This window comes from Massilia rubra, assembly GCF_011682065.1.
Lineage (GTDB): Bacteria > Pseudomonadota > Gammaproteobacteria > Burkholderiales > Burkholderiaceae_D > Telluria_A > Telluria_A rubra.
This window is the reverse complement of record NZ_VUYU01000005.1, coordinates 59,814-78,383: the sequence shown is the minus strand read 5'-3', so window position 1 is coordinate 78,383 and position 18,570 is coordinate 59,814. Positions and strand designations below refer to the sequence as shown.

General features: G+C 68.7%; 21 protein-coding genes. 13 read left to right on the top strand and 8 right to left on the bottom strand.

Annotation, left to right across the window (positions count from 1 at the left end; genetic code table 11):
• Window positions 1–184 precede the first annotated feature (184 nt).
• The 6 genes from F0185_RS08955 to bla form a co-directional block, all read right to left on the bottom strand.
• Window positions 185–1,309, bottom strand: a complete 1,125-nt coding sequence (locus F0185_RS08955) for an ABC transporter permease (RefSeq protein WP_167223590.1) — start codon at window positions 1,307–1,309, stop codon at window positions 185–187.
• Window positions 1,306–2,262 carry an ABC transporter ATP-binding protein gene (locus F0185_RS08950; RefSeq protein WP_370663996.1) on the bottom strand — a complete coding sequence of 319 codons (957 nt, stop codon included), beginning with the start codon at window positions 2,260–2,262 and terminating at the stop codon, window positions 1,306–1,308. The genes F0185_RS08955 and F0185_RS08950 overlap by 4 nt, the downstream gene beginning before the upstream one ends.
• A gap of 2 nt (window positions 2,263–2,264) precedes the next feature.
• Window positions 2,265–3,221 (bottom strand): HlyD family secretion protein, encoded by a 957-nt coding sequence (locus tag F0185_RS08945; RefSeq protein WP_167223588.1) that lies wholly within the window; start codon window positions 3,219–3,221, stop codon window positions 2,265–2,267.
• Window positions 3,218–3,865: a TetR/AcrR family transcriptional regulator gene (locus F0185_RS08940; protein ID WP_167223586.1), complete on the bottom strand. Its 648-nt coding sequence runs from the start codon at window positions 3,863–3,865 to the stop codon at window positions 3,218–3,220. The genes F0185_RS08945 and F0185_RS08940 overlap by 4 nt, the downstream gene beginning before the upstream one ends.
• A gap of 102 nt (window positions 3,866–3,967) precedes the next feature.
• Complete coding sequence (locus F0185_RS08935) at window positions 3,968–4,252, bottom strand: hypothetical protein (protein WP_167223584.1); 285 nt, start codon at window positions 4,250–4,252, stop codon at window positions 3,968–3,970.
• 10 nt (window positions 4,253–4,262) lie between these two features.
• Window positions 4,263–5,156 (bottom strand): subclass B3 metallo-beta-lactamase, encoded by an 894-nt coding sequence (gene bla, locus F0185_RS08930; RefSeq protein WP_167223582.1) that lies wholly within the window; start codon window positions 5,154–5,156, stop codon window positions 4,263–4,265.
• 254 nt (window positions 5,157–5,410) lie between these two features.
• On the opposite strand from bla, the gene F0185_RS08925 reads away from it, so the two are divergent.
• From F0185_RS08925 to F0185_RS08865, 13 genes are all read left to right on the top strand, one after another.
• Complete coding sequence (locus F0185_RS08925; RefSeq protein ID WP_167223580.1) at window positions 5,411–5,995, top strand: A24 family peptidase; 585 nt, start codon at window positions 5,411–5,413, stop codon at window positions 5,993–5,995.
• Window positions 5,996–6,015: 20 nt separating this feature from the next.
• A complete protein-coding gene (cpaB, locus tag F0185_RS08920; protein WP_167223578.1) occupies window positions 6,016–6,852 on the top strand; it encodes a Flp pilus assembly protein CpaB in 837 nt (278 codons plus the stop codon).
• Between the two features lie 21 nt (window positions 6,853–6,873).
• Window positions 6,874–8,409, top strand: coding sequence for a type II and III secretion system protein family protein (locus F0185_RS08915; RefSeq protein ID WP_167223576.1), 1,536 nt, complete (start codon window positions 6,874–6,876; stop codon window positions 8,407–8,409).
• Window positions 8,410–8,419: 10 nt separating this feature from the next.
• On the top strand, window positions 8,420–8,728 hold the full coding sequence (locus F0185_RS08910) for a hypothetical protein (RefSeq protein ID WP_167223574.1): 309 nt from the start codon (window positions 8,420–8,422) through the stop codon (window positions 8,726–8,728).
• 97 nt (window positions 8,729–8,825) lie between these two features.
• On the top strand, window positions 8,826–9,029 hold the full coding sequence (locus F0185_RS08905) for a Flp family type IVb pilin (RefSeq protein ID WP_187362476.1): 204 nt from the start codon (window positions 8,826–8,828) through the stop codon (window positions 9,027–9,029).
• A 52-nt stretch (window positions 9,030–9,081) separates the two neighbouring features.
• A complete protein-coding gene (locus tag F0185_RS08900) occupies window positions 9,082–9,285 on the top strand; it encodes a Flp family type IVb pilin (RefSeq protein ID WP_167223572.1) in 204 nt (67 codons plus the stop codon).
• Window positions 9,286–9,450: 165 nt separating this feature from the next.
• Window positions 9,451–10,743, top strand: a complete 1,293-nt coding sequence (locus tag F0185_RS08895) for a pilus assembly protein TadG-related protein (RefSeq protein ID WP_167223570.1) — start codon at window positions 9,451–9,453, stop codon at window positions 10,741–10,743.
• Window positions 10,744–10,748: 5 nt separating this feature from the next.
• Complete coding sequence (locus tag F0185_RS08890; protein ID WP_167223568.1) at window positions 10,749–11,177, top strand: TadE/TadG family type IV pilus assembly protein; 429 nt, start codon at window positions 10,749–10,751, stop codon at window positions 11,175–11,177.
• Entirely contained in the window at window positions 11,174–11,617 is a 444-nt protein-coding gene (locus tag F0185_RS08885) for a TadE family protein (RefSeq protein ID WP_167223566.1), read from the top strand. The genes F0185_RS08890 and F0185_RS08885 overlap by 4 nt, the downstream gene beginning before the upstream one ends.
• Before the next feature lie 21 nt (window positions 11,618–11,638).
• Window positions 11,639–12,847, top strand: a complete 1,209-nt coding sequence (locus F0185_RS08880) for a CpaE/TadZ family protein (protein WP_167223564.1) — start codon at window positions 11,639–11,641, stop codon at window positions 12,845–12,847.
• Entirely contained in the window at window positions 12,834–14,180 is a 1,347-nt protein-coding gene (locus tag F0185_RS08875) for a TadA family conjugal transfer-associated ATPase (RefSeq protein ID WP_167223562.1), read from the top strand. The genes F0185_RS08880 and F0185_RS08875 overlap by 14 nt, the downstream gene beginning before the upstream one ends.
• A gap of 9 nt (window positions 14,181–14,189) precedes the next feature.
• Complete coding sequence (locus tag F0185_RS08870; RefSeq protein ID WP_167223560.1) at window positions 14,190–15,182, top strand: type II secretion system F family protein; 993 nt, start codon at window positions 14,190–14,192, stop codon at window positions 15,180–15,182.
• Between the two features lie 46 nt (window positions 15,183–15,228).
• Entirely contained in the window at window positions 15,229–16,137 is a 909-nt protein-coding gene (locus tag F0185_RS08865; protein WP_167223558.1) for a type II secretion system F family protein, read from the top strand.
• Here the strand turns inward: F0185_RS08865 and F0185_RS08860 are convergent.
• Window positions 16,112–16,843, bottom strand: coding sequence for a response regulator transcription factor (locus tag F0185_RS08860; protein WP_167223556.1), 732 nt, complete (start codon window positions 16,841–16,843; stop codon window positions 16,112–16,114). The genes F0185_RS08865 and F0185_RS08860 overlap by 26 nt on opposite strands.
• On the bottom strand, window positions 16,840–18,537 hold the full coding sequence (locus F0185_RS08855) for a sensor histidine kinase (protein WP_167223554.1): 1,698 nt from the start codon (window positions 18,535–18,537) through the stop codon (window positions 16,840–16,842). Before F0185_RS08855 ends, F0185_RS08860 begins: the two co-directional genes overlap by 4 nt.
• Window positions 18,538–18,570: the final 33 nt, after the last annotated feature.

The following is an 18,570-nucleotide window of genomic DNA, read 5'->3' as shown; positions in this document are numbered from 1 at the left end:
CGCGCCAGCGCCGACCAGGGCGTGTGATACCGGGGACTTAACACCGGGGTCAGACCCCTAACGGAAACACCGGGGTCTGACCCCTCGGTTGCCGGGATCGCCCTGGGCGGCGTGATCGGCATCGGCGCGCTGATCCGGCGCCGCCGCAAGCCGCGCGCCAGCGCCGACTGAGTTGCCAGGTCGTTCAGTCCAGGGTCTGGCGATAGCGCAGCATGGCGACGCTGCCGGCGACACCCATCGCCAGCGCGATCGGCCATGCGTGCGGCAGCACCTCGGCCAACCCGTTCCCCTTCAACATGATCCCGCGGGTGATACGCAAGAAGTGCGTCAGCGGCAGCACTTCGCCGATCGCCTGCGCCCATCCCGGCATGCCCCGGAACGGGAACATGAACCCGGTCAGCAGCATCGACGGCAGGAAGAAAAAGAAGGTCAGCTGCATCGCCTGCATCTGGTTGCGCGCAATGGTCGAAAACGTGAAGCCGATCGCCAGGTTGGCGGCGATGAACAGCACCAGCGCGCCGGACAACAGCGCCAGGCTGCCCACCATCGGCACGTCGAACACCAGCCACGAAGCTAACAAAATCACGCCCACCTGGATGTAACCGATCAGGATATACGGCACGATTTTTCCGATCATGACTTCGAGCGGCGAGACCGGCGTGGCCAGCAGGTTTTCCATGGTGCCGCGTTCGCGCTCGCGCGTCATGGCCAGCGCCGTCATCATCACCATCGTCATGGTCAGGATCACGCCCATCAGCCCGGGCACGATGTTGTAGCGGGTCAGCCCTTCCGGATTGTAGCGGCGCTGGCTGCGGATGTCGTACGGCGCCTCGATCGGCCGCAAGCGCGCCAGCGGCCCGCGCAGCTCCGAGCCGATGGCGCGCGCGGCGATCGCGTTGACCGAGGCCAGCGCGTTGCCGGTGGCGGCCGGATCGGTGGCGTCGGCCGCCAGCAGGATCGCCGGCCGTTCGCCGCGCACCAGCTTGCGCGAAAAGTCGCCCGGCACCACCAGCACGAACTGCACTTCGCCGCGCGCCAGCAAGGCGTCGCCCTCCACCGCGCCCGACACATGGCGCACCGTGCGGAAGTACTGCGACGTCTCCAGCGCCGCCACCAGGCGCCGCGAAAACACGCTGCGGTCAAGGTCGGCCACCGCCAGCGGCAGGTGGCGCACGTCGCCGTTGATGGCAAAGCCGAACAGGATCAGCTGCATGATCGGAATGCCGACCATCATGCCGAAGGTAAGCCGGTCGCGTCCCACTTGGCGCAGTTCCTTGAGCAGCACCGCCAGCATGCGCCGCCAGTTCATGGCGCCGCTCCGCCGAAGTTATCCTGCGCGTCCTGCATCAGCGCGATGAAGACGTCTTCCAGGCTGGTGTCGATCGGAGTGGCGGCGAGCCGCGTCAGGCCTGGCCGGGCCAGCGCTTGCGCAAACGCGTCGGCCGAGTCGGCGCTGACATGCAAGGTCATGCCGAACGGTGCGACCGTGCGGATGCCGGGCGCGCCGCGCAGGCTGTGGGCGGCGCTGTTCAGGTCCGGGCCGGTGAGCGACCAGGTGCGCAGGCCGGCGCCGGCAATGACCTCGGCCACGCTGCCGCGCGCGAGCAGCTTGCCGTAGGCGATGTAGGCCAGCTGGTGGCAGCGCTCCGCTTCGTCCATGTAATGGGTCGACACCAGCACCGTCATGCCGGCGGCGGCCAGGTCGTGGATCTGGTCCCAGAATTCGCGCCGCGCGGACGGGTCGACCCCGGCCGTCGGTTCGTCGAGCAGCAGCAGTTGCGGGTCGTGGATCAGGCAGGCCGCCAGCGCCAGCCGCTGCTTCCATCCGCCCGAGAGCGACCCGGCCAGTTGCGTGCGGCGGCTGGCCAGGCCAAGCCGTTCGAGCGTGCCGGCGATGCGCTGGCGGCGATTCGCGACCTGGTAGACGCGGGCCACGAAGTCGAGGTTTTCTTCGATGCTCAAGTCGTCGTACAGGCCGAATTTTTGGGTCATGTAGCCGACCTGCTTCTTGATCTGGCGCGCCTCGGTGCGGATGTCGTAGCCAAGGCACTGGCCCTGCCCTTGGTCGGGCGTGAGCAGGCCGCACAGCATGCGGATGGTGGTGGTCTTGCCGCTGCCGTTCGGGCCCAGGAAGCCGTAAATGCGGCCACGCTCGACGCGGATGTCGACATGGTCGACCACCATGCGCCCGCCGTACGACTTGGTCAGGCCCTGGACGTCGATGACGATGGCGGGCACGCTCACCGAAGTCGTCAAGGGGATGCTCACGGCGGCGGCTCCGTGCGCACCGTCAGCGGCTGGCCGGGATGGAGTTCGGCCTGTCCCGCATCAAGCGACGCTTCCACCATGAACACCAGCGCGGCGCGGTTTTCCTTGCTGTAGATGAGGGGCGAGGTGTACTCGGCTTCGGGCGAAATGAAGGTGATGCGCCCTTTGAGCGGCTTGGGGCAGCCGTCGCAGGCGATCACGGCGCCCTGCCCCACGCGGATCTTGCCCAGTTCCGTTTCGGGAATGAAGAAGCGCGCCTTGATGTTCGCCGGCGGCAGCAAGGTGACGATGGCCGCGCCGGCCGGCACCCATTCGCCGGCGCGGTAGGCGACCTCGCTGACCATGCCGCCCACCGGCGCGGCCTGGGCTTTCTGGTCGACTTTCCACTGGGCCTGCGCCAGCTGCGCGCGCGCCGCCTCGACTTCCTTTTCGGCGGCCGCCACCTGGTCGCTGCGGGCGCTGGCGCCGGCCCCGCGCAGGCGCGCGCGCGCCTGCTCCACGCGGGCGCGGTCGGCCGCCAGCGCCGCCGCCGACTGATCGAGACGGGCGCGCGCGATGAATTTGTCGGCCACCAGCTTGCGCTCGCGCTCCAGGTTCGCCTGCGACAGCGCCAGCGCCGCTTCGGCTTCGCGCAGCGCCCCCGCCAGCGCCGCCACTTCATCGCTGCGCGCGCCCTTGCGCAAGTCGGCCAGCAGGGCTTCGGCGCGCCCGACCCGGCTTTGCGCTTCCTGGCGCGCCGCCGTTTCGCTGGCTTGTTCCAGCACGTAGGCCGGCGCGCCGGCCCGGATCCGGTCGCCGCGGCGCAGGTGCACCTGGGTCAAGGTGCCGGCCAGGGGGGCAGACAGGCGCACGTACTCGCCTTCGGCGTAGCCGGGAAAGGCGTCGGCGGGTGCACGGCCGCAGGCCGCGCACAGGATCAGCGGCACGGCCGCGGCGAACAGGCATGGTTTCATGGCGGCGCAAACCCCTTCGGAGCGATCAGGATGGCGCGCATGGCCAGGTCGATGCGCAGGGCGATGGCTTGATCGGACAACAGCGCCTGCTGCGCCAGCGCCGCCAGCTCGGGCGCGGCGGCGGGCAGGCGTTCGAGCGCGCCGCCGGCGAACAGGGGACCGGCGATCGCGCCGAGCACGAACGGCAGCAGTTGCACGACCGGGAGGTCGATGATGTCGCCCTCGGCCTGGCCCTGGCGCAGCAGTTGCGCCAGCACGGCGATGTGGCGCGGCAGGTTCTCGCGCAGGAACGCGGCCGGCAGCGCTTCGCCGCGCAGCGCTTCCGACAGCAGCGTCAGGAGCAGGTGGCGGTGGCCGCTGGCGAAGCCGGCCAGCACGCGCAGCGCGCCATCGAGGCTGCGCGCGCCGCCTTGGGACGCTTGCGCCCGCAGCGTGAGGGCGGCGAACATTTCCTCGTACATGTGCCGCAGCAGCACGCGCAGGAAGTTATCCTTGTTCTTGAAGTGGTAATGAAACATGCCGAGGTTGACGCCGGCGTGCTCGACCAGTTTGCGCACCGACAGGCCGGCGCAGCCGGTCTGGGGCAGCAAGACCATGCCGGAGGCGATCAGCCGGGCATCGATTTTTTGAGATGGGCGGTTCATGCGAATTATTATACGCCCGTGTAGTAACCTGTCTACGCTTTCTGTGCGGCAGCATCAGCAATCAAGCAGCCGCGCCTGGCGCGGCCTGCAACCAGCGCCGGCTCAATGCCATCCGGCACCGTCCAAGCGCCTGCACAGCAACAGCACAAGCAACAGAACAACGCTGACCGGCAGCGCCAGCACAACGCTCAGCAGCAGCGTCTTCGCCATGCTTGCCTGGCCCTTCAGGTCCGCCATCATGGCCAAGGGCAGCGGCGCCAGGCTGACCAGCGCCGGCACGATCAGCAGCGCGCGCTGCCAGGACCGGCCCGCGCCGCCCGCGCAGGCAAACGTCACGCCCACCACGAGCAGCAGGTGCGACGCGACCACGACGAGGCGCCGGATCATGCAGGACCGTTCATTGCGACGCTTCGCTGGCCAGGCGCCGGTTCAGTCGCTGACCGGCGTTGGCGGCGTAGGCGCGGCACGCTTCGGGGTCGATGAAGGGATTGCTGGCGGCGGTGCGCGCCGCGTGCTTTTCCATCAGGTTGGAAAAGCCCGGATGCACCGCAATGAGCACGTCGCACTTGAGCGCCGTCACCTTGTCGATGCTGGCCCGGAACGAGCGCACGCGTTCCGGCATCGTGGCGCTGCCCGAAAAGCGGAACCCGTCGTGCGAAATGGGATTGAGGCTGTCGGCATAAACCACGTCGAGGCAGCGCCTGGGGTCGCACGATTGCCACGTCCAGGTGGTGCCGCCGGTGGTGTGGCCTGGCGTCATGTGGGCCTTGATGGCCAGCGGGCCGACGCGCAGGATGGCGCCATCGGCCACCTCGCTCACCTGCGCCACCTTGGGAAAGCGGTCCGGGCCGTTGGCCTTGTACAGGGGATCGTCCGGCCCGACCAGGCCGGCGCGCAGCGCCTGCGCCCCGGCTGCGCTGGCGGCCACGCTGGCGCCACTGGCGCGCTGCAACATGCCAATGCCGCCGGCATGGTCGTCGTGCGCATGGGAATTGACGATCAGCTTCACATCCTCGATGCGAAAACCGAGCGCCGCGATATTGCGGATGATCAGCGGGGCCGATTGCGGCAATGCGCCGTCGAGCAAGATATGGCCCTGCTCGCTGGTGAGCAACACCGCCGACAAGCCGCGCGGGCCGACATAGTAGGTATTGCCGACAATCTGGAACGGCTGCTGCGGCTGGTTCCATTCCTCGCACATGCCGCACTTGACGTCCTCCTCGGCCACGGCAGTGCCCATTGCCGCCGCCACCATCGCCAGGGCGAGTGCCAGCTTGCCTGATGTTGCCATTGCTTACCTCCCATGAAGAATAGGCCGCCGCCCCGCTGCCAATTTTGCAATGTTACACCTTAAACAGCACGGCCCGGCCGCCACCGCGCATGACATTTGTACTAGTGCGCGCGCCCAAATCAGGCCTTCCCTCCCATGCCGGACAGGACATCCGGCCGATTCGCAGCCGAGTCCGCCTAAATATACTCGTCTCACCGATCACGCAAACGCCACCCCGCCTTGCGGATTCCCGACAACATCACCGGCCCGTCACCATGAACGACACAGCCCTCTTCTTCGAACTGCTCGGCATGCTGGTCACCGATCCGCGTACCGGGGTGCTGCTGGCCCTGCTGATGGCGGCGGCCGTGTGCGACTACCGCACTTTCCGCATTCCCAACCTGATCACCTTCGGCGGCATCGGCTTCGCGCTGGTCTACAACAGCATCGTGCCGCCGGTCTGGCACGCCGGCTGGGCCTGGGCGCCGGCCGGCATGCTGCTCGGCTTTTGCGCCATGCTGCCGATGTACGCGATGGGCGTGATGGGCGCCGGCGACGTCAAGCTGATGGCGATGGTCGGCGCTTTCCTCGGCTTTCACGCGACCTTGCAGGCGCTGCTGTTTTGCGTGCTCAGCGCCGGTATCGCCGCCCTCGCCTTCGGCCTGCGCAAGCGGGTCATGGGACGGCTGCTGGCCAACACCGGCGCCGCCATGCGCGGCATGTTCTGGTCCGCCATTGCCAGCGGCAAGCCGCAACTGGCGCCAGGCGCCATGCCTTCGGTCGGCAAGCTCGCCTACGGCATCAGCATCGCCATCGGCACCACCGCCTGCCTGGTCGCCCAGCAATTCAACCTCGTCTGACACCTGCGAAAGAGTACATCATGAAAAACCTCAAGGCACTCGGGCTGATCGCGTTCGCCCTCATTATCGGACTGGTGGCGGCCATGTACGCCGCCGGATGGGTAGCGCGCCAGGGCGGCGTCACCGGCAACAAGGTGGTGGTGGCGGCGGTCGACATCGAGCCGGGCAGCAAGCTCAACACACTCATGCTGTCCACCCTCGACTGGCCGGCCGGCGTCACGCCGCCCGGTGCTTTCAAGAGCGCCGCCGAGCTTCAGGACCGGGTCGCCCGGGTCAACATCCTGCGCGGCGAACCACTGCTCGACGGCAAGCTGGCGCCACTGGGCACCAAGGGCGGCTTGTCGGCCGTCATCGCCGAGGGCAAGCGCGCCATGACGGTGCGCGTCAACGATGTGGTGGGCGTGGCCGGCTTTGCCCTGCCCGGCAACTATGTCGACGTGATGGTCAACGCCCAGCAGGAAAAGACCGGTCCCGAAGAAGGCAAGCAGATCAGCAAGACGGTGCTGGAGCGGGTGCTGGTGCTGGCCGTCGCCCAGGAAGCCGGGCGCGACGATACCAAGCCCAAGGTGGTCAGCGCCGTCACGCTCGAGCTGAGCCTGGAGGATTCCGAGAAACTCGACCTGGCGCGCAGCGTCGGCACCCTCTCGCTGGTGCTGCGCAACCAGGTCGACCAGAAGACCGTGGCCACCGCCGGCATCACCAAGGACGAGCTGCTCGGCGTGCGCAAGGCCGCTGCCGTGCGGCCAGCCCCGGCGCCAGTGCGCCGGCCGCGTGCGGTGCAACGCGCCGCCGCCCCCGGCCCCGGTCATTGCGTGGAAGTGATCCAGCACGGCGTGCTGGCAATGAACTGCTTTTGAACAGCTACGGAGACCTGACTCATGAACAAGCACATTCGTATGGCGGCCCTCAGTGTCGCGACGGCAAGCATGGTGGCCGCGCCCCATTGCGCGAACGCGGCAAGCAGTTCCGGCGCAGCACCCGCCGGCGGCGCTGGCGGCAGCAAGCATTGCAAGGCGGTGGTGGTGGCCCCGCTTACCCAAGTCATGCTCGGCAAATCGTCGGTGATACCGCTGGCGACGCGCGTGACCCGCATCGTGGCCAGCGGCCAGCGCGACAGCAAGCAGGCCGCGCCGCCTGCCCCGGCCACGGCCACGGGCGCCGAGGCGGCGGACGTGGACAGCGTGGCCGACATCGAGGTGCTCTTGCTCAGCCCCACAGACCTGTTCCTGCTCGGTAAAAAAGCCGGCGTCACCAGCCTGATCCTGCAGGATGCCAGCGGCGTGTGCACCCTGCGCGACATCGTGGTGGCGATCGACCCGGCCACCTTGCAAGCCAAGCTGGCCGAACTGATGCCCGAGGAAAGCGGGATCGTCGTCAAGAGTGCCGACAACGCCATCGTGCTCACCGGCACTGTGCGCGACGCCAGCCAGCTCGACGAGGCGCTGCGCGTGGCCGGGGCCTACGGCGGCGGCCAGCGCGTGCTGAACCTGCTGCGCGTGACGGCTCCCCAGCAAGTCATGCTGGAAGTGAAAATCGCCGAGGTCAGCAAGACGCTGCTCGACAAGTTCGGGATCGACTTCGCGCGCATGGTTACCTCGGGCAACGGCCTGGGATCGCGGGTGATCTCGGGCATCCTGGGCGGCGCGCCTGGGCTGGTGGGCAACTTCAGCCACCGCGCCTCCGGCAGCGCGCTCGATATCGTGGCCGACGCCGTGGTCAAGGGGGGCAATTCGGCCGCCAGCGCCCGGCTGGCGGCCGGCGCCAGCGGGGGCACCCTGTTCGGGGTCGATGCGCAAACCAAGGATGGCCTGGTGCGGGTGCTGGCCGAGCCGAACATCATGGCCATCAGCGGCCAGTCGGCCAGCTTCCTGTCCGGCGGCAAGATCTTCATCCCGGTGGCCCATGCGCGCGATGCCGGCGCCTCCACCGTCACGCTGGAAGAGAAGGAATTCGGCGTCGGCCTCAAGTTTGCGCCGACGGTGCTGGGCGGGGACCGCATCAACCTCAAGCTGGTATCGGAAGTGTCGGAGCTGGCCCAGACCGGTTCGCCCTTCACCACCAGCGGCGGGGTGACCTCGGTGCTGCCGTCGATTACCACGCGCCGGGTCGACACCACCGTGCAGTTGAACGATGGCCAGAGCTTCGCCGTCGCCGGGCTGATCCGCAACAACCTGACCCAGACCCTGTCGCGCTTTCCGGGCCTGGGCGACATGCCGGTGCTCGGCGCGCTGTTTCGTTCGACCGAGTTCCAGAAAGACCAGACCGAGCTCATTTTCATCATCACGCCGCGCCTGGTCAAGCCCGCTGCCGCACTGCCGTTGCCGACCGATAACCATGTACCGGCCGAGCCCGCCGACCTGATTGTCAGGGGCCGCACCGAAGGCACCCCGGCCCCTGCCATCTTGACCAAATAAGGAGAGTGCCATGAACCATCCGACTCGCCGCGCAGCAGGGCCGCTGCTGCCCCTGTTACCCCTGCTGCCGCTGCTGGCCCTGCTGGCCGGCTGCGCCGCCACCGCCACCGCCCCCGGCTACGACGCCCGCTTCGGCGACGCCGTGCGCCAGGCGCGCAGCGCCATGACCATCAATCCGCAGGCCGGCGCCGTGCCCGACCCGGCGGCCGGCCTCGACGGCCAGGCGGCGCGCGGCGCGATCGTGCGCTACCAGGACAGTTTCAAGCTGCCGCCACCGGTGGTCAATGCGATCAAGGCGGACGGCTCCGCCGCCCGCTGATGTATCCGGCGGCGGCCACGGGGCCAACGCCGGCGCACTACCCCGCCCCCGGGGGCGGGCATGTTTACCCATTCATCTCACACGAAAGGTACGTCAAATGAACGCTTTCATGAACACGGTCGGCCAGTCGGTCCGCTCCTTCGCCCGCGACGACGAAGGCGCCCAGGTCGTCGAATACGCGCTGATCATCGCGGTGGTCTCGATCATCCTGGTGGTCGCACTGCGCAACCTGACCGGCACCAGCTTCTCCGGCTTCATCGCACGCGTCGGCAACTGCCTGACCGGCGCCTCCTGCTCCTGAGCCGGCCGCTTCCCGCTTCCCCTCTTCCTATCTCAATCGAAAGGTCCATATCATGAACACCATGCTCACTACCGCCGGCCGCGGCATCCGTACCTTCCTGCGCGACGACGAAGGCGCCCAGGTGGTCGAATACGCGCTGATCATCGCGGTCGTCTCGATCATCCTCGTGGTCGCGCTGCGCAACCTGACCGGCACCAGCTTCGCCAGCTTCGTTTCGCGCGTCTCGAATTGCCTCACTGGCGCTTCCTGCAGCTAAGCGAACGTGCAGAAATGCTTGTCAATGCCTGGCCGACGGCAGCCGCTGCCTGGCAAGGCGCCGCCGCCGGCGGCCGGACATCGCAAGCATCGATGCACACTTGCCTACCCCCCCAGCCGACGGACCACGGCCCGCCCGGGGCCCGTCATTTTTCGGATGAAAACCATGATTGCGCACACTCGATACGCCGATCCCCAGCGCCAGCAAGGCGCAGTGATCCTGACCGTCTGCCTGCTGCTGCTGTTCCTGCTGGGATTTGTCGCCATCGCCTTCGACCTGGGGCGCCTGTTCATCGTCAGGACCGAGCTGCAGACCGCCATGGACAGCTGCGCCTTGGCCGCCGCCCAGGAACTGGACGGCCAGCCCGGCGCGCTGGCGCGGGCGCGCCGCGCCGGCACCACCGCGGCCAACCTGAACCGGGTTAACCTGCAGTCGGCCGACTGGGACGGCAAGGGCCAAATGCTTGAGGCCGGCATCAGCTTCCGCGACGCGGCCTACCTGCCCACCAGCGCCCCGGCCGGCGCGCGCTACGCGCAATGCGAGCACCGCCAACAGGGCATCCGGATGTGGCTGCTGCATGCGCTGGGCGCCTTCAACGGCGACGACCCGGCCGACCCGTCCACCAGCGCGGTGCTGGCCAGCGCGGTCGCCACGCGCGCCAGCGCCCAGAACACCTGCCCGATCCCGGTGGCGCTGCGGGCCAAGCCATGCTGCACCGCAGCCAACAATTACGGCTACCTGGCCGGCGAATGGGTGACGGTGCTGAAAAAGGGCGGCGCCGCCGTGGCCGGCCAACTCGGCTGGTACAACCTCGACGGCAGCACCAGCGCCAGCGAAACGGCCGCCGAACTGGCCGAGGGAGGACGCTGCGGCACCCGTCTGGGCGACCAGCTCGGCACGCCGGGCGCGCAGACCAGCGTCGATCGCCCCTGGAACCACCGCTTCGGTGTGTACAAGAATGGCGACGCGCCCAGCGTGCACTATCCCGACCAGAGCGGCTACGCCTACACCAGCGCCAACTGGAAGAACACGGTGCCGCAAAATGCCTTCGCCGGCACCCCGGCGCCCGGCTCGCACGCCACCGCGCAAAACTACATCACCAAGCGTGCCGCCTGGGCGTCGCTGGCCGATACCGGCACCAGCATCCAGGCCGGCGCCCAGATCGCCTTTGGCGACAGCAACCGCCTGAACAGCTTCCACAAGCTGGCCACCCCGGGCGCGACCGGCGAACACCGCCAGTTCGGCACCAACCGGCGCCTGGTGATCGTCCCGGTCATCAACGACGCGGCGCGGGTCATCGACTTCGCTTGCATGTTCATGCTGCATCCGCTGAGCGGCCCGAACGACCAGGCCATGCTGGAGTTCCGCAGCCTGGCCGGGATTGCGGCCTCGCCCTGCGCGCCGGCCGGGTCCCCGGGCGGCAACGCCGGGCCGCTGGCGCCGGTACTGGTCAGGTGAGCGCCATGAGACACCGTCAACAAGGCGTCGCCCTGGTCGAATTCGCGTTCGTGCTGCCGCTGCTGCTGATCATTTCGCTGCTGTGCGCCGAACTCGGACGCGCCGTATACCGCTACAACACCACCGCCAAGACCGTGCGCGACGCGGTGCGCTACCTGTCGGTGCAAACGCCCGGCACCCATGTCGCCGAAGCGCGCAACCTGATCCTGTACGGGAACGTGGCCGGCAGCGGCGCCCTGCTCGACCCGGCGCTGAGCGCGGCCAACGTCCCCGTGCCGACCTGGCAGACGGCCGGCAGCGATCCTTTGATGAACACCGTCACGGTGCGCGTGTCGGGCTACCAGTTCCGCCCGATGGTGGCGGACATGTTCGGGACCAGGTTTTCGGTCATTACCTTCAACGATATCAGCGCCACCATGCGCAGCCCATTATGAAACCGACTCCGACCGGCCCCGCCCAAGACGGCGCGACCACCATCGAACTGGCCTTCGTGCTGGTGCTGTTCTTCATGTTCCTGCTCGGCGCGATGGACATGGCGCGCATGCTGTTTACCTGGAACGCGGCCGCCGAGGCCACGCGCGCCGGGGCGCGCTACGCGGTGGTGTGCGCCGATCCGGCCGACCAGGGCCTGGTGCTGGAAAAGATGCGCACGATGCTGCCCGAGATCGGCGCGGTGACCGTGGCGTGGCAGCCGGCCGGCTGCGACGCCGCCAGCTGCACCAGGCTCACGCTGAGCATCGACAGCCTGCAGTACCGCTGGATTTCGCCCCTGCCCGGCGTGCTGCTGCCGGCGCGCGCGCTGCCCACCTTCAGCACCTCCCTGCCGCGCGAAATGATGCGGCGCGACCCCAACAGCGCGCTGATTTGCCAATAACCGCAACCCGAGGAACACGCCATGAAAGTCGCCATCGTATCGCCCGACCAAACCCGCCTCGCCGAGCTCGCCCAGCTGCTCCAGGCCGGCGCGCACGAGGTCATCCCCAGCGTCGGCGGCGCCGGCGCGCTGCAAGCCCTGGCCGCGCACGTCGCCCCGGACCTGCTGCTGGTCGACGGCTGCGCCGACAGCGCCGGCCTGGCGGCCATCGCCGCCATCGGCGCCCGCCATCCGGGCCTGGCTGTGCTGCTGCTGTGCGCGGCCGCCTCGCCCGACTTCCTGATCGGCGCCATGCGTGCCGGCGTGCGCGAGGTGCTGCCGGTGCCGCTGGCGGCGGCCGACCTGGAAGCGGCACTGGAGCGCGCCGGCGCCAGGCTGCGCGGCGCGCAAGCGCCCGGCGAAGGCAAGGTGCTTGCCTTCATCGCCTGCAAGGGCGGCAGCGGGGCGACCTTTCTCGCCACCAGCATGAGCCTGCAGCTGGCGCGCACCGGGTCGGTGCTGCTGATCGACCTGAACCTGCAGTTCGGCGACGCCCTGGCCTTCATGCACGAAGGCCAGGCGCCATCGACCCTGGCCGACGTGGCGCGCGCGATCGCGCGCCTGGACGCCTCGTTCCTGGCGGCCAGCACGGTCAGGGTGGCGCCCAATGTCAGCCTGCTGGCCGCGCCCGAAGACCACGCCCAGGCGGCCGAGATCAGCGCCGCCCATGTCGATGCGATCCTGGCACTGGCGGTGCGCCACTACGATTACGTGGTGCTCGATATCGGGCGCCCGGTGACCACCCTGGGCATCAAGGCGCTCGACCGCGCCTGGCGCATCTATCCGGTGCTGCAGGCCAGCCTGACCTCGATCCGCAACGCCAGGAAAATGCTGGCCATCTTCAAGTCGCTCGACTACGGCGACGACAGGATCGAACCGATCGTCAACCGCTTCGAGCGGCGCGGGCAGATCGGCGTGGCCGATCTCGAGCGCGCGCTCGGCAAGTTCCACATCCATACCGTGCCCAACTCGTACCGCCAGGTCACGGCCGCCACCGATCATGGCGAACCGCTCGCGGGCGGCGCATGCGCCAATCCGGTGCTGGTCGAAGTGGCCGCCCTGGCCGATGCGCTCACGGCGCCGCCGGGGGAGGCGCGCAAGCAGCGGCGCGGTCCGCTGGCGCGCCTGCTGGCCAGTCTGGCCGCACGTTTGTCGGGTCGTCAACCAGGAGAATCCCATGTCATTCCGTGAACAACTCAATGCCGGCGACGGCCAGTCCGATCTGCGCGCGGCGGCAGCCGGCGCCAGCGACGATTACCACGCCATCAAGGCGCGCATCCACCTGAAACTGCTCGACAAGTTCGACCTGGCGGCGCTCGAGGCGCTACCCGGCCCGATGCTGCGCGCCGAGATCGCGGTCATGGCCGAACGCCTGCTGGAACAGGAGCAGGCCGCCGTCAACGAAGCGGAGCGGCGCACGCTGATCCGCGACATCCAGCACGAGATGCTCGGCTTCGGGCCACTGGAACTGCTGATGGCCGACCCGACCATCTCCGACATCCTGGTCAACAGCTACAAGCGCATCTTCGTCGAGCGCATGGGCCGGCTGGAACTGAGCCCGGTGCGTTTCAGCGACGAAAAACACCTGCTGCGCATCATCGAGAAAATCGTCTCGCTGGTGGGGCGCCGCATCGACGAATCGAGCCCGATGGTCGACGCGCGCCTGCCGGACGGCTCGCGCGTGAACGCCGTCATCGCACCGGTGGCGCTGGACGGGCCGATGATGTCGATCCGCCGCTTCGCCCACATTCCCTTGAAGATGGAGAACCTGGTGCATGACATGCACAGCCTCACGCCCGACATGGCGACCGTGCTCGAAGGGCTGTGCAAGTGCAAGGTCAACATGATCATCTCCGGCGGCACCGGGGCCGGCAAGACCACCCTGCTCAACATCCTGTCCGGCTTCATTCCGGCGGCCGAACGGATCGTGACGATCGAAGACGCGGCCGAGCTGCAGCTGCAGCAGCCGCACGTGGTGCGCATGGAGACGCGCCCGGCCAACATCGAAGGCAAGGGCGAGATCACGCAGCGCGCGCTGGTGCGCAATGCGCTGCGCATGCGCCCGGACCGGATCATCATCGGCGAGGTGCGCGGGCCCGAAGCGGTCGACATGCTGCAGGCGATGAACACGGGCCACGACGGCTCGCTCACCACGATCCACGCCAACAACCCGCGCGACGCCCTCTCGCGCCTGGAAAACATGATCGGCATGGCCAACCTGAACCTGCCGCACAAGGCGGCGCGCCAGCAGATCGCCGCGGCCATCACGGTGGTGATCCAGGCCATGCGCCTGATCGACGGGCGGCGCAAGATCACCAGCATCCAGGAAATCACCGGCATGGAGGGCGAAATCGTCACCATGCAGGAGATCTTCGCCTACCGCCAGACCGGCGTTGCCGCCGATGGTACGGTGGAAGGCTACTTCCAGGCCAGCGGCGTGCGTCCCAAGTTCAGCGAGCGTTTGCGCGCCTTCGGCGTGACCCTGCCGGACGCCATGTTCGACAGCACCTGCCGCTACCAATAGGAGGCCAGCATGTTCTCTCAAGTGAACCCACCCTTGTCGCCGCTGCTGGGAGTAATGGTATTTATCGCGGTAATGCTGCTGCTCGAAGGCTTGTTCCTGCTCTGGAGGACTTACCGGGGCCCCCAGGCCAGGAAGACCGAACAGCGCCTCAATGCCCTGGCGGCGGCGGGCGAGCGTCGCGCCCGCTCGCACCTGCTGCGCGAGCGCATGATGAGCGAACTGCCCCCGTTCCAGCGCTTGTTGCTGCGCCTGCCGCGCGCCCACCAGCTGGACCGCTACCTGCTGCAGGCGAACCTGGAATGGAGCGTCGCCACGCTGCTGCTCGCGTGTGCGGCCCTGGGAGCGGCCGGTTACCTGCTACTGACGGCCGTGCTGCGCCAACCGTTCCTGGCCGGCGCCGTGGCCGCCGCCGTGCTGGCATGGCTGCCGCTGGCCTATGTGCAGCGGCGCCGCCGGCGCCGCCTGAACAAGCTGGAACAGCAGTTGCCCGACGCCCTCGACCTGCTGGCGCGCGCGCTGCGCGCCGGCCACGCCTTCGGGGCCAGCCTGAAAATGATCGGCGACGAGATGGCCGACCCGATTGCCGCCGAATTCCGGCTGGTGCATGACGAAATCAATTTCGGCGTTTCGCTGGAACAGGCGCTGGGCAACCTGAGCGTGCGCGCACCGGTGACCGACTTGCGCTACTTCGTGGTGGCGGTGCTGATCCAGCGCGACTCGGGCGGCAACCTGACCGAGGTGCTGGGCAACCTGAGCCGCCTGATCCGCCAGCGCCTGAAACTGTTCTGGCATGTGCGCGTGCTCTCGGCCGAAGGGCGCCTCTCGGCCTGGCTGCTGTCGCTGCTGCCGTTCGCCATCGGGGCGCTCATGAGCGTGTTCAATCCGGAATTCATGTCGCCTTTGTGGAACGACCCGCTCGGCCAGGACCTGGTGCGCTGCATGCTCGTGTCGATGCTGTTCGGCATCCTGCTGCTGCGCCAGATCATCCATATCCGCGTCTGAACCGAATCGACACCGAATTTCATCCTTAACTGAAAAGGGGATCATCATGTTCGTGCTCGCTGCCCTGGTCTGCCTGGCCGTCACCGCCGCCATCGCCGGCCTGTACCTGCTGCTCGTGCCCAGCCGCGAGCTGCGGCGCCTGGAGGCGCTCGGCAAGCCGCGCGCCGGAGCCGACTGGCGCACCACCGTGGCGCACGCGGTGGGCCCGTTCGCCCGGCTGCTGGCGCCCAGCGGCGACTGGGAAAGCTCGCCGCTGCGCCTGCGCTTCATCAACGCCGGCATCCGCCGCGCCGATGCGCGCCTGATCTACTTCGGGCTTAAGACGGTGCTGCCGCTGGTGTTCGCGGGATGCACCTGGCTGCTGCTGCGCGCCTTCACCAGCATGGACGAGATGACGGTGCTGATGAACCTGGGGATCGCGGCGCTGGCCGGATGTTACCTGCCGAACGTGGCGCTGTGGCTGCGCCTGCGCGAACGCAAGCGCGAGATGTTCGCGCACTTTCCCGATGCCGCCGACCTGATGCTGGTCTGCGTGGAAGCCGGCCTGGGACTGGACGCGGCCCTGTTGCGGGTGGCCGACGAAATTGGCCTGAGCAGCCGCGCGCTGGCCGAGGAACTGCACCTGACCAACCTGGAGATGCGGGCCGGCGCCAGCCGCGCGCAGTCGCTGCGCAACCTGGCGCTACGCACCGGGATCGAGGAAGTCGGCACCTTCGCCACCATGCTGGCGCAGTCGGACAAATTCGGCACCAGCATCGGCGAATCGCTGCGGGTGTTTTCGGAAGACCTGCGCCACAAGCGCCAGGTACGCGCCGAGGAACACGCGGCCAAGGTACCGACCAAGATGCTCATTCCGCTGGCCCTGTTCATTTTCCCGGCGATCATCATGGTGGTGCTGGGACCGGCCATGATCGTCATCGTGCGCACCATCATGCCGATCCTCGGCGCCCAGTAGGGGGCTCGGATCGGGCGCCCTGCGCCGGCTGCACCAGGCCATGGCGGATCGCATACACGTACATGCCGAGCCGGTTGGGCACGTCGAGCTTGCGGTAGATCGAACTGAGATGGTTGCGCAGCGTGTGCTCCGAAATGAACAGACGCTGCGCCACCTCATGGTTGGCGCAGCCGCTCAGTTCGACGACGGCGCTGACGATGGCGCGCTCGCGCGCGGTCAGGGCGGCGTGCTTTTCGGGTGCCGCATCGGGGCAAAGCGCGCGCCGCCAGCCAAGCATCTGGCCGAACACCCGGTCCATGGTGGCGGCGTCGAACCACAGTTCGCCACGGTGGATCTTGGCGATCGCCTTGATGACCTGGTCGGCCGTGACTTCCTTGTGCAGGATGCCGCGCGCGCCGCGCCGCGCCGCCAGGTCGAGCAGCGCGGGGTCGTGCGCGGCGGTCAGCACCAGTGCGCGCGAGACGCCATTGGCCAGCAGCTCGGGCAGGAATTCGAGCACCGACACCCCGCCCAGGTCGAGGTCGAGCAGGATCACGTCCGGCGCCAGCCGGGCGGCGCCGGCCAGCGCCTCGTCGCAGGTGCGCGCCGTGCCCACCACCGCCATGCGCGGACGCTCGGCCTCGACCAGGGTTTGCAGGCCCCACAACATGGTCTGGTGGTCTTCGACCAGCATGACGTTGATGGTGTCGTGCGCTTCGCTTTTCATAATGGGATCTCCACGGTGACAATGGTCTCGTTGGCGCCGCCCTCGCGTACCACGGCGGCGCCGCCGAGGGCGACGGCGCGCTCGCTGAGGGAACGCGGCTGGAACCGCGGCGGCGTGGCGCCGTCGTGCGGGTTGATGATGTCGATCCGCAGCGTGGCGCCGGCGCAGCGCAGCGCCACGGTGGCGCTGCCGGCGCTGGTATGGCGGCACACATTGCTGATGCCTTCGCGCACGATGTGCAGCACTTCCGCGCCGAGCCGGTCGCCCAGCGCCAGACCGGGCGCGGCGTCGATGCGGATCGCGACGCCGTAGGCGCTGCTCGCCTGCGCCGCCTGGCGCCGCAGCGCGGCCAGGAACATGGACTGGTCGGCGCCGGGTGCGGCGCAGGCGCGCCGGGCTTCGTCGCGCAGTTGGCCGATGACGTCGGCCGCGATCGTCACCAGCCGGTCGAGGTCGGCCGCGAGCGGGTTGCCGGGGGCGGCCTTGCGGCACAGCGCGGCCAAGCCAAGCTGCAAGCCGATGTAGGACTGGATCGCGCTGTCGTGCAGGTCGAGCGCGATCTTCTTGCGCTCGAGCGCGGCCGCGTCGGAGGCGATCCGGTCGAGCAGGTCGATGCGCTCGATGGCGCGCAATCCCTGCTCGGCGATGCGCGCCAGGAACAGGGCGTCGCCGCGGCCCAGGTGGCGCGTGCCGGCGGCGACAATGATGCGGCCCTTGCCGCGTCCGAAGTTCACTGGGGCGCTGATGAAGGAGGCGGCGCCGAGCAGCTCGGCCAGTTCGCGCAGGCTGCCGCAGGCGTGCCCGGTCCAGGTGGCGGGCTCGTCGGCGTAGCCGAGCGCGCAGCCGCCAAACGCGCGCCAGCAGCGCCAGGCGCGCACATACAGCAAGACGTGGGTGCGCGGTTCGGGCAGCATGGCGCGCGCCAGGGCGGCGTCGATCGGGATGGCCGGGACCACGGTGGGGCCGTCCGCCCGCACCGTGCGCAGGAAGTGGGCGCCACGCTCGTGCTCCTGCTCCGGGTCGGCGAGCAGCATCAGGCAGCTGTCGGCCATGAAGAAGGCGCGTATCTTCTCCAGTGCGGCCGTCATGCTGCGTTCGACGCCGAAGCGCGGGTTGGCCACCTGGTTCAATTCGCGCAGCAAGGCCTGGCGGCGCGCCGCCAGGATATGCAATTCGCCCAGTTGCGCGATCACGCGCCCGAACGCGAGCAGCACCGCCGCGCGCAGCAGCACGCGCGCCGGCGCCACCTCGGGCAAGGTCAGCATGGCCGCCAGGTAGTACAGCAGGACCGTGGCGATGGTCACGCGCACGCCTTCGGCCAGGCCGTAGCGCAGCGAGGCGACCACGATGGCGAAAAACAGGAAGACCAGCGGGAAGATGTCGGCCTGGCCGACCGCGGCCACCACCGCCGCCGACACGGCCACGTCGAGCCGGTGGCGCAGCTTGCCGCGGGTCCAGCGCGGCTGGCAGCGCGGGCACAGGTAGACCGCCGCGCACAAGAGCGCGTAGGCCGACAGGACCATCAGCGCGGTGAGGTTGGCCGGGCCGGGGCCGGCGTGGTCGAGGATCGCGACCAGGACGGCGGAGACAGTGAGCACCAGCCGGATGCGTGCGACCAGTTGGCTGTAGACCACGTCGGACTGGGCTGCCGCGCAGGCCGCATCCTTGTTCAGGGGGGAGTCCGCAATCACCATCGTCGTTCCGTTCGCCGCTAAGCCCGATCACCC

Coding starts and splice junctions, on each gene's coding strand:
- F0185_RS08870 (WP_167223560.1), top strand. CDS start 14,190: ATGTTCTCTCAAGTGAACCCACCCTTGTCGCCGCTGCTGGGAGTAATG.
- F0185_RS08955 (WP_167223590.1), bottom strand. CDS start 1,309: ATGAACTGGCGGCGCATGCTGGCGGTGCTGCTCAAGGAACTGCGCCAA.
- F0185_RS08885 (WP_167223566.1), top strand. CDS start 11,174: ATGAAACCGACTCCGACCGGCCCCGCCCAAGACGGCGCGACCACCATC.
- F0185_RS08865 (WP_167223558.1), top strand. CDS start 15,229: ATGTTCGTGCTCGCTGCCCTGGTCTGCCTGGCCGTCACCGCCGCCATC.
- bla (WP_167223582.1), bottom strand. CDS start 5,156: ATGGCAACATCAGGCAAGCTGGCACTCGCCCTGGCGATGGTGGCGGCG.
- cpaB (WP_167223578.1), top strand. CDS start 6,016: ATGAAAAACCTCAAGGCACTCGGGCTGATCGCGTTCGCCCTCATTATC.
- F0185_RS08855 (WP_167223554.1), bottom strand. CDS start 18,537: ATGGTGATTGCGGACTCCCCCCTGAACAAGGATGCGGCCTGCGCGGCA.
- F0185_RS08935 (WP_167223584.1), bottom strand. CDS start 4,252: ATGATCCGGCGCCTCGTCGTGGTCGCGTCGCACCTGCTGCTCGTGGTG.
- F0185_RS08915 (WP_167223576.1), top strand. CDS start 6,874: ATGAACAAGCACATTCGTATGGCGGCCCTCAGTGTCGCGACGGCAAGC.
- F0185_RS08940 (WP_167223586.1), bottom strand. CDS start 3,865: ATGAACCGCCCATCTCAAAAAATCGATGCCCGGCTGATCGCCTCCGGC.
- F0185_RS08860 (WP_167223556.1), bottom strand. CDS start 16,843: ATGAAAAGCGAAGCGCACGACACCATCAACGTCATGCTGGTCGAAGAC.
- F0185_RS08890 (WP_167223568.1), top strand. CDS start 10,749: ATGAGACACCGTCAACAAGGCGTCGCCCTGGTCGAATTCGCGTTCGTG.
- F0185_RS08905 (WP_187362476.1), top strand. CDS start 8,826: ATGAACGCTTTCATGAACACGGTCGGCCAGTCGGTCCGCTCCTTCGCC.
- F0185_RS08895 (WP_167223570.1), top strand. CDS start 9,451: ATGATTGCGCACACTCGATACGCCGATCCCCAGCGCCAGCAAGGCGCA.
- F0185_RS08910 (WP_167223574.1), top strand. CDS start 8,420: ATGAACCATCCGACTCGCCGCGCAGCAGGGCCGCTGCTGCCCCTGTTA.
- F0185_RS08900 (WP_167223572.1), top strand. CDS start 9,082: ATGAACACCATGCTCACTACCGCCGGCCGCGGCATCCGTACCTTCCTG.
- F0185_RS08945 (WP_167223588.1), bottom strand. CDS start 3,221: ATGAAACCATGCCTGTTCGCCGCGGCCGTGCCGCTGATCCTGTGCGCG.
- F0185_RS08875 (WP_167223562.1), top strand. CDS start 12,834: ATGTCATTCCGTGAACAACTCAATGCCGGCGACGGCCAGTCCGATCTG.
- F0185_RS08880 (WP_167223564.1), top strand. CDS start 11,639: ATGAAAGTCGCCATCGTATCGCCCGACCAAACCCGCCTCGCCGAGCTC.
- F0185_RS08925 (WP_167223580.1), top strand. CDS start 5,411: ATGAACGACACAGCCCTCTTCTTCGAACTGCTCGGCATGCTGGTCACC.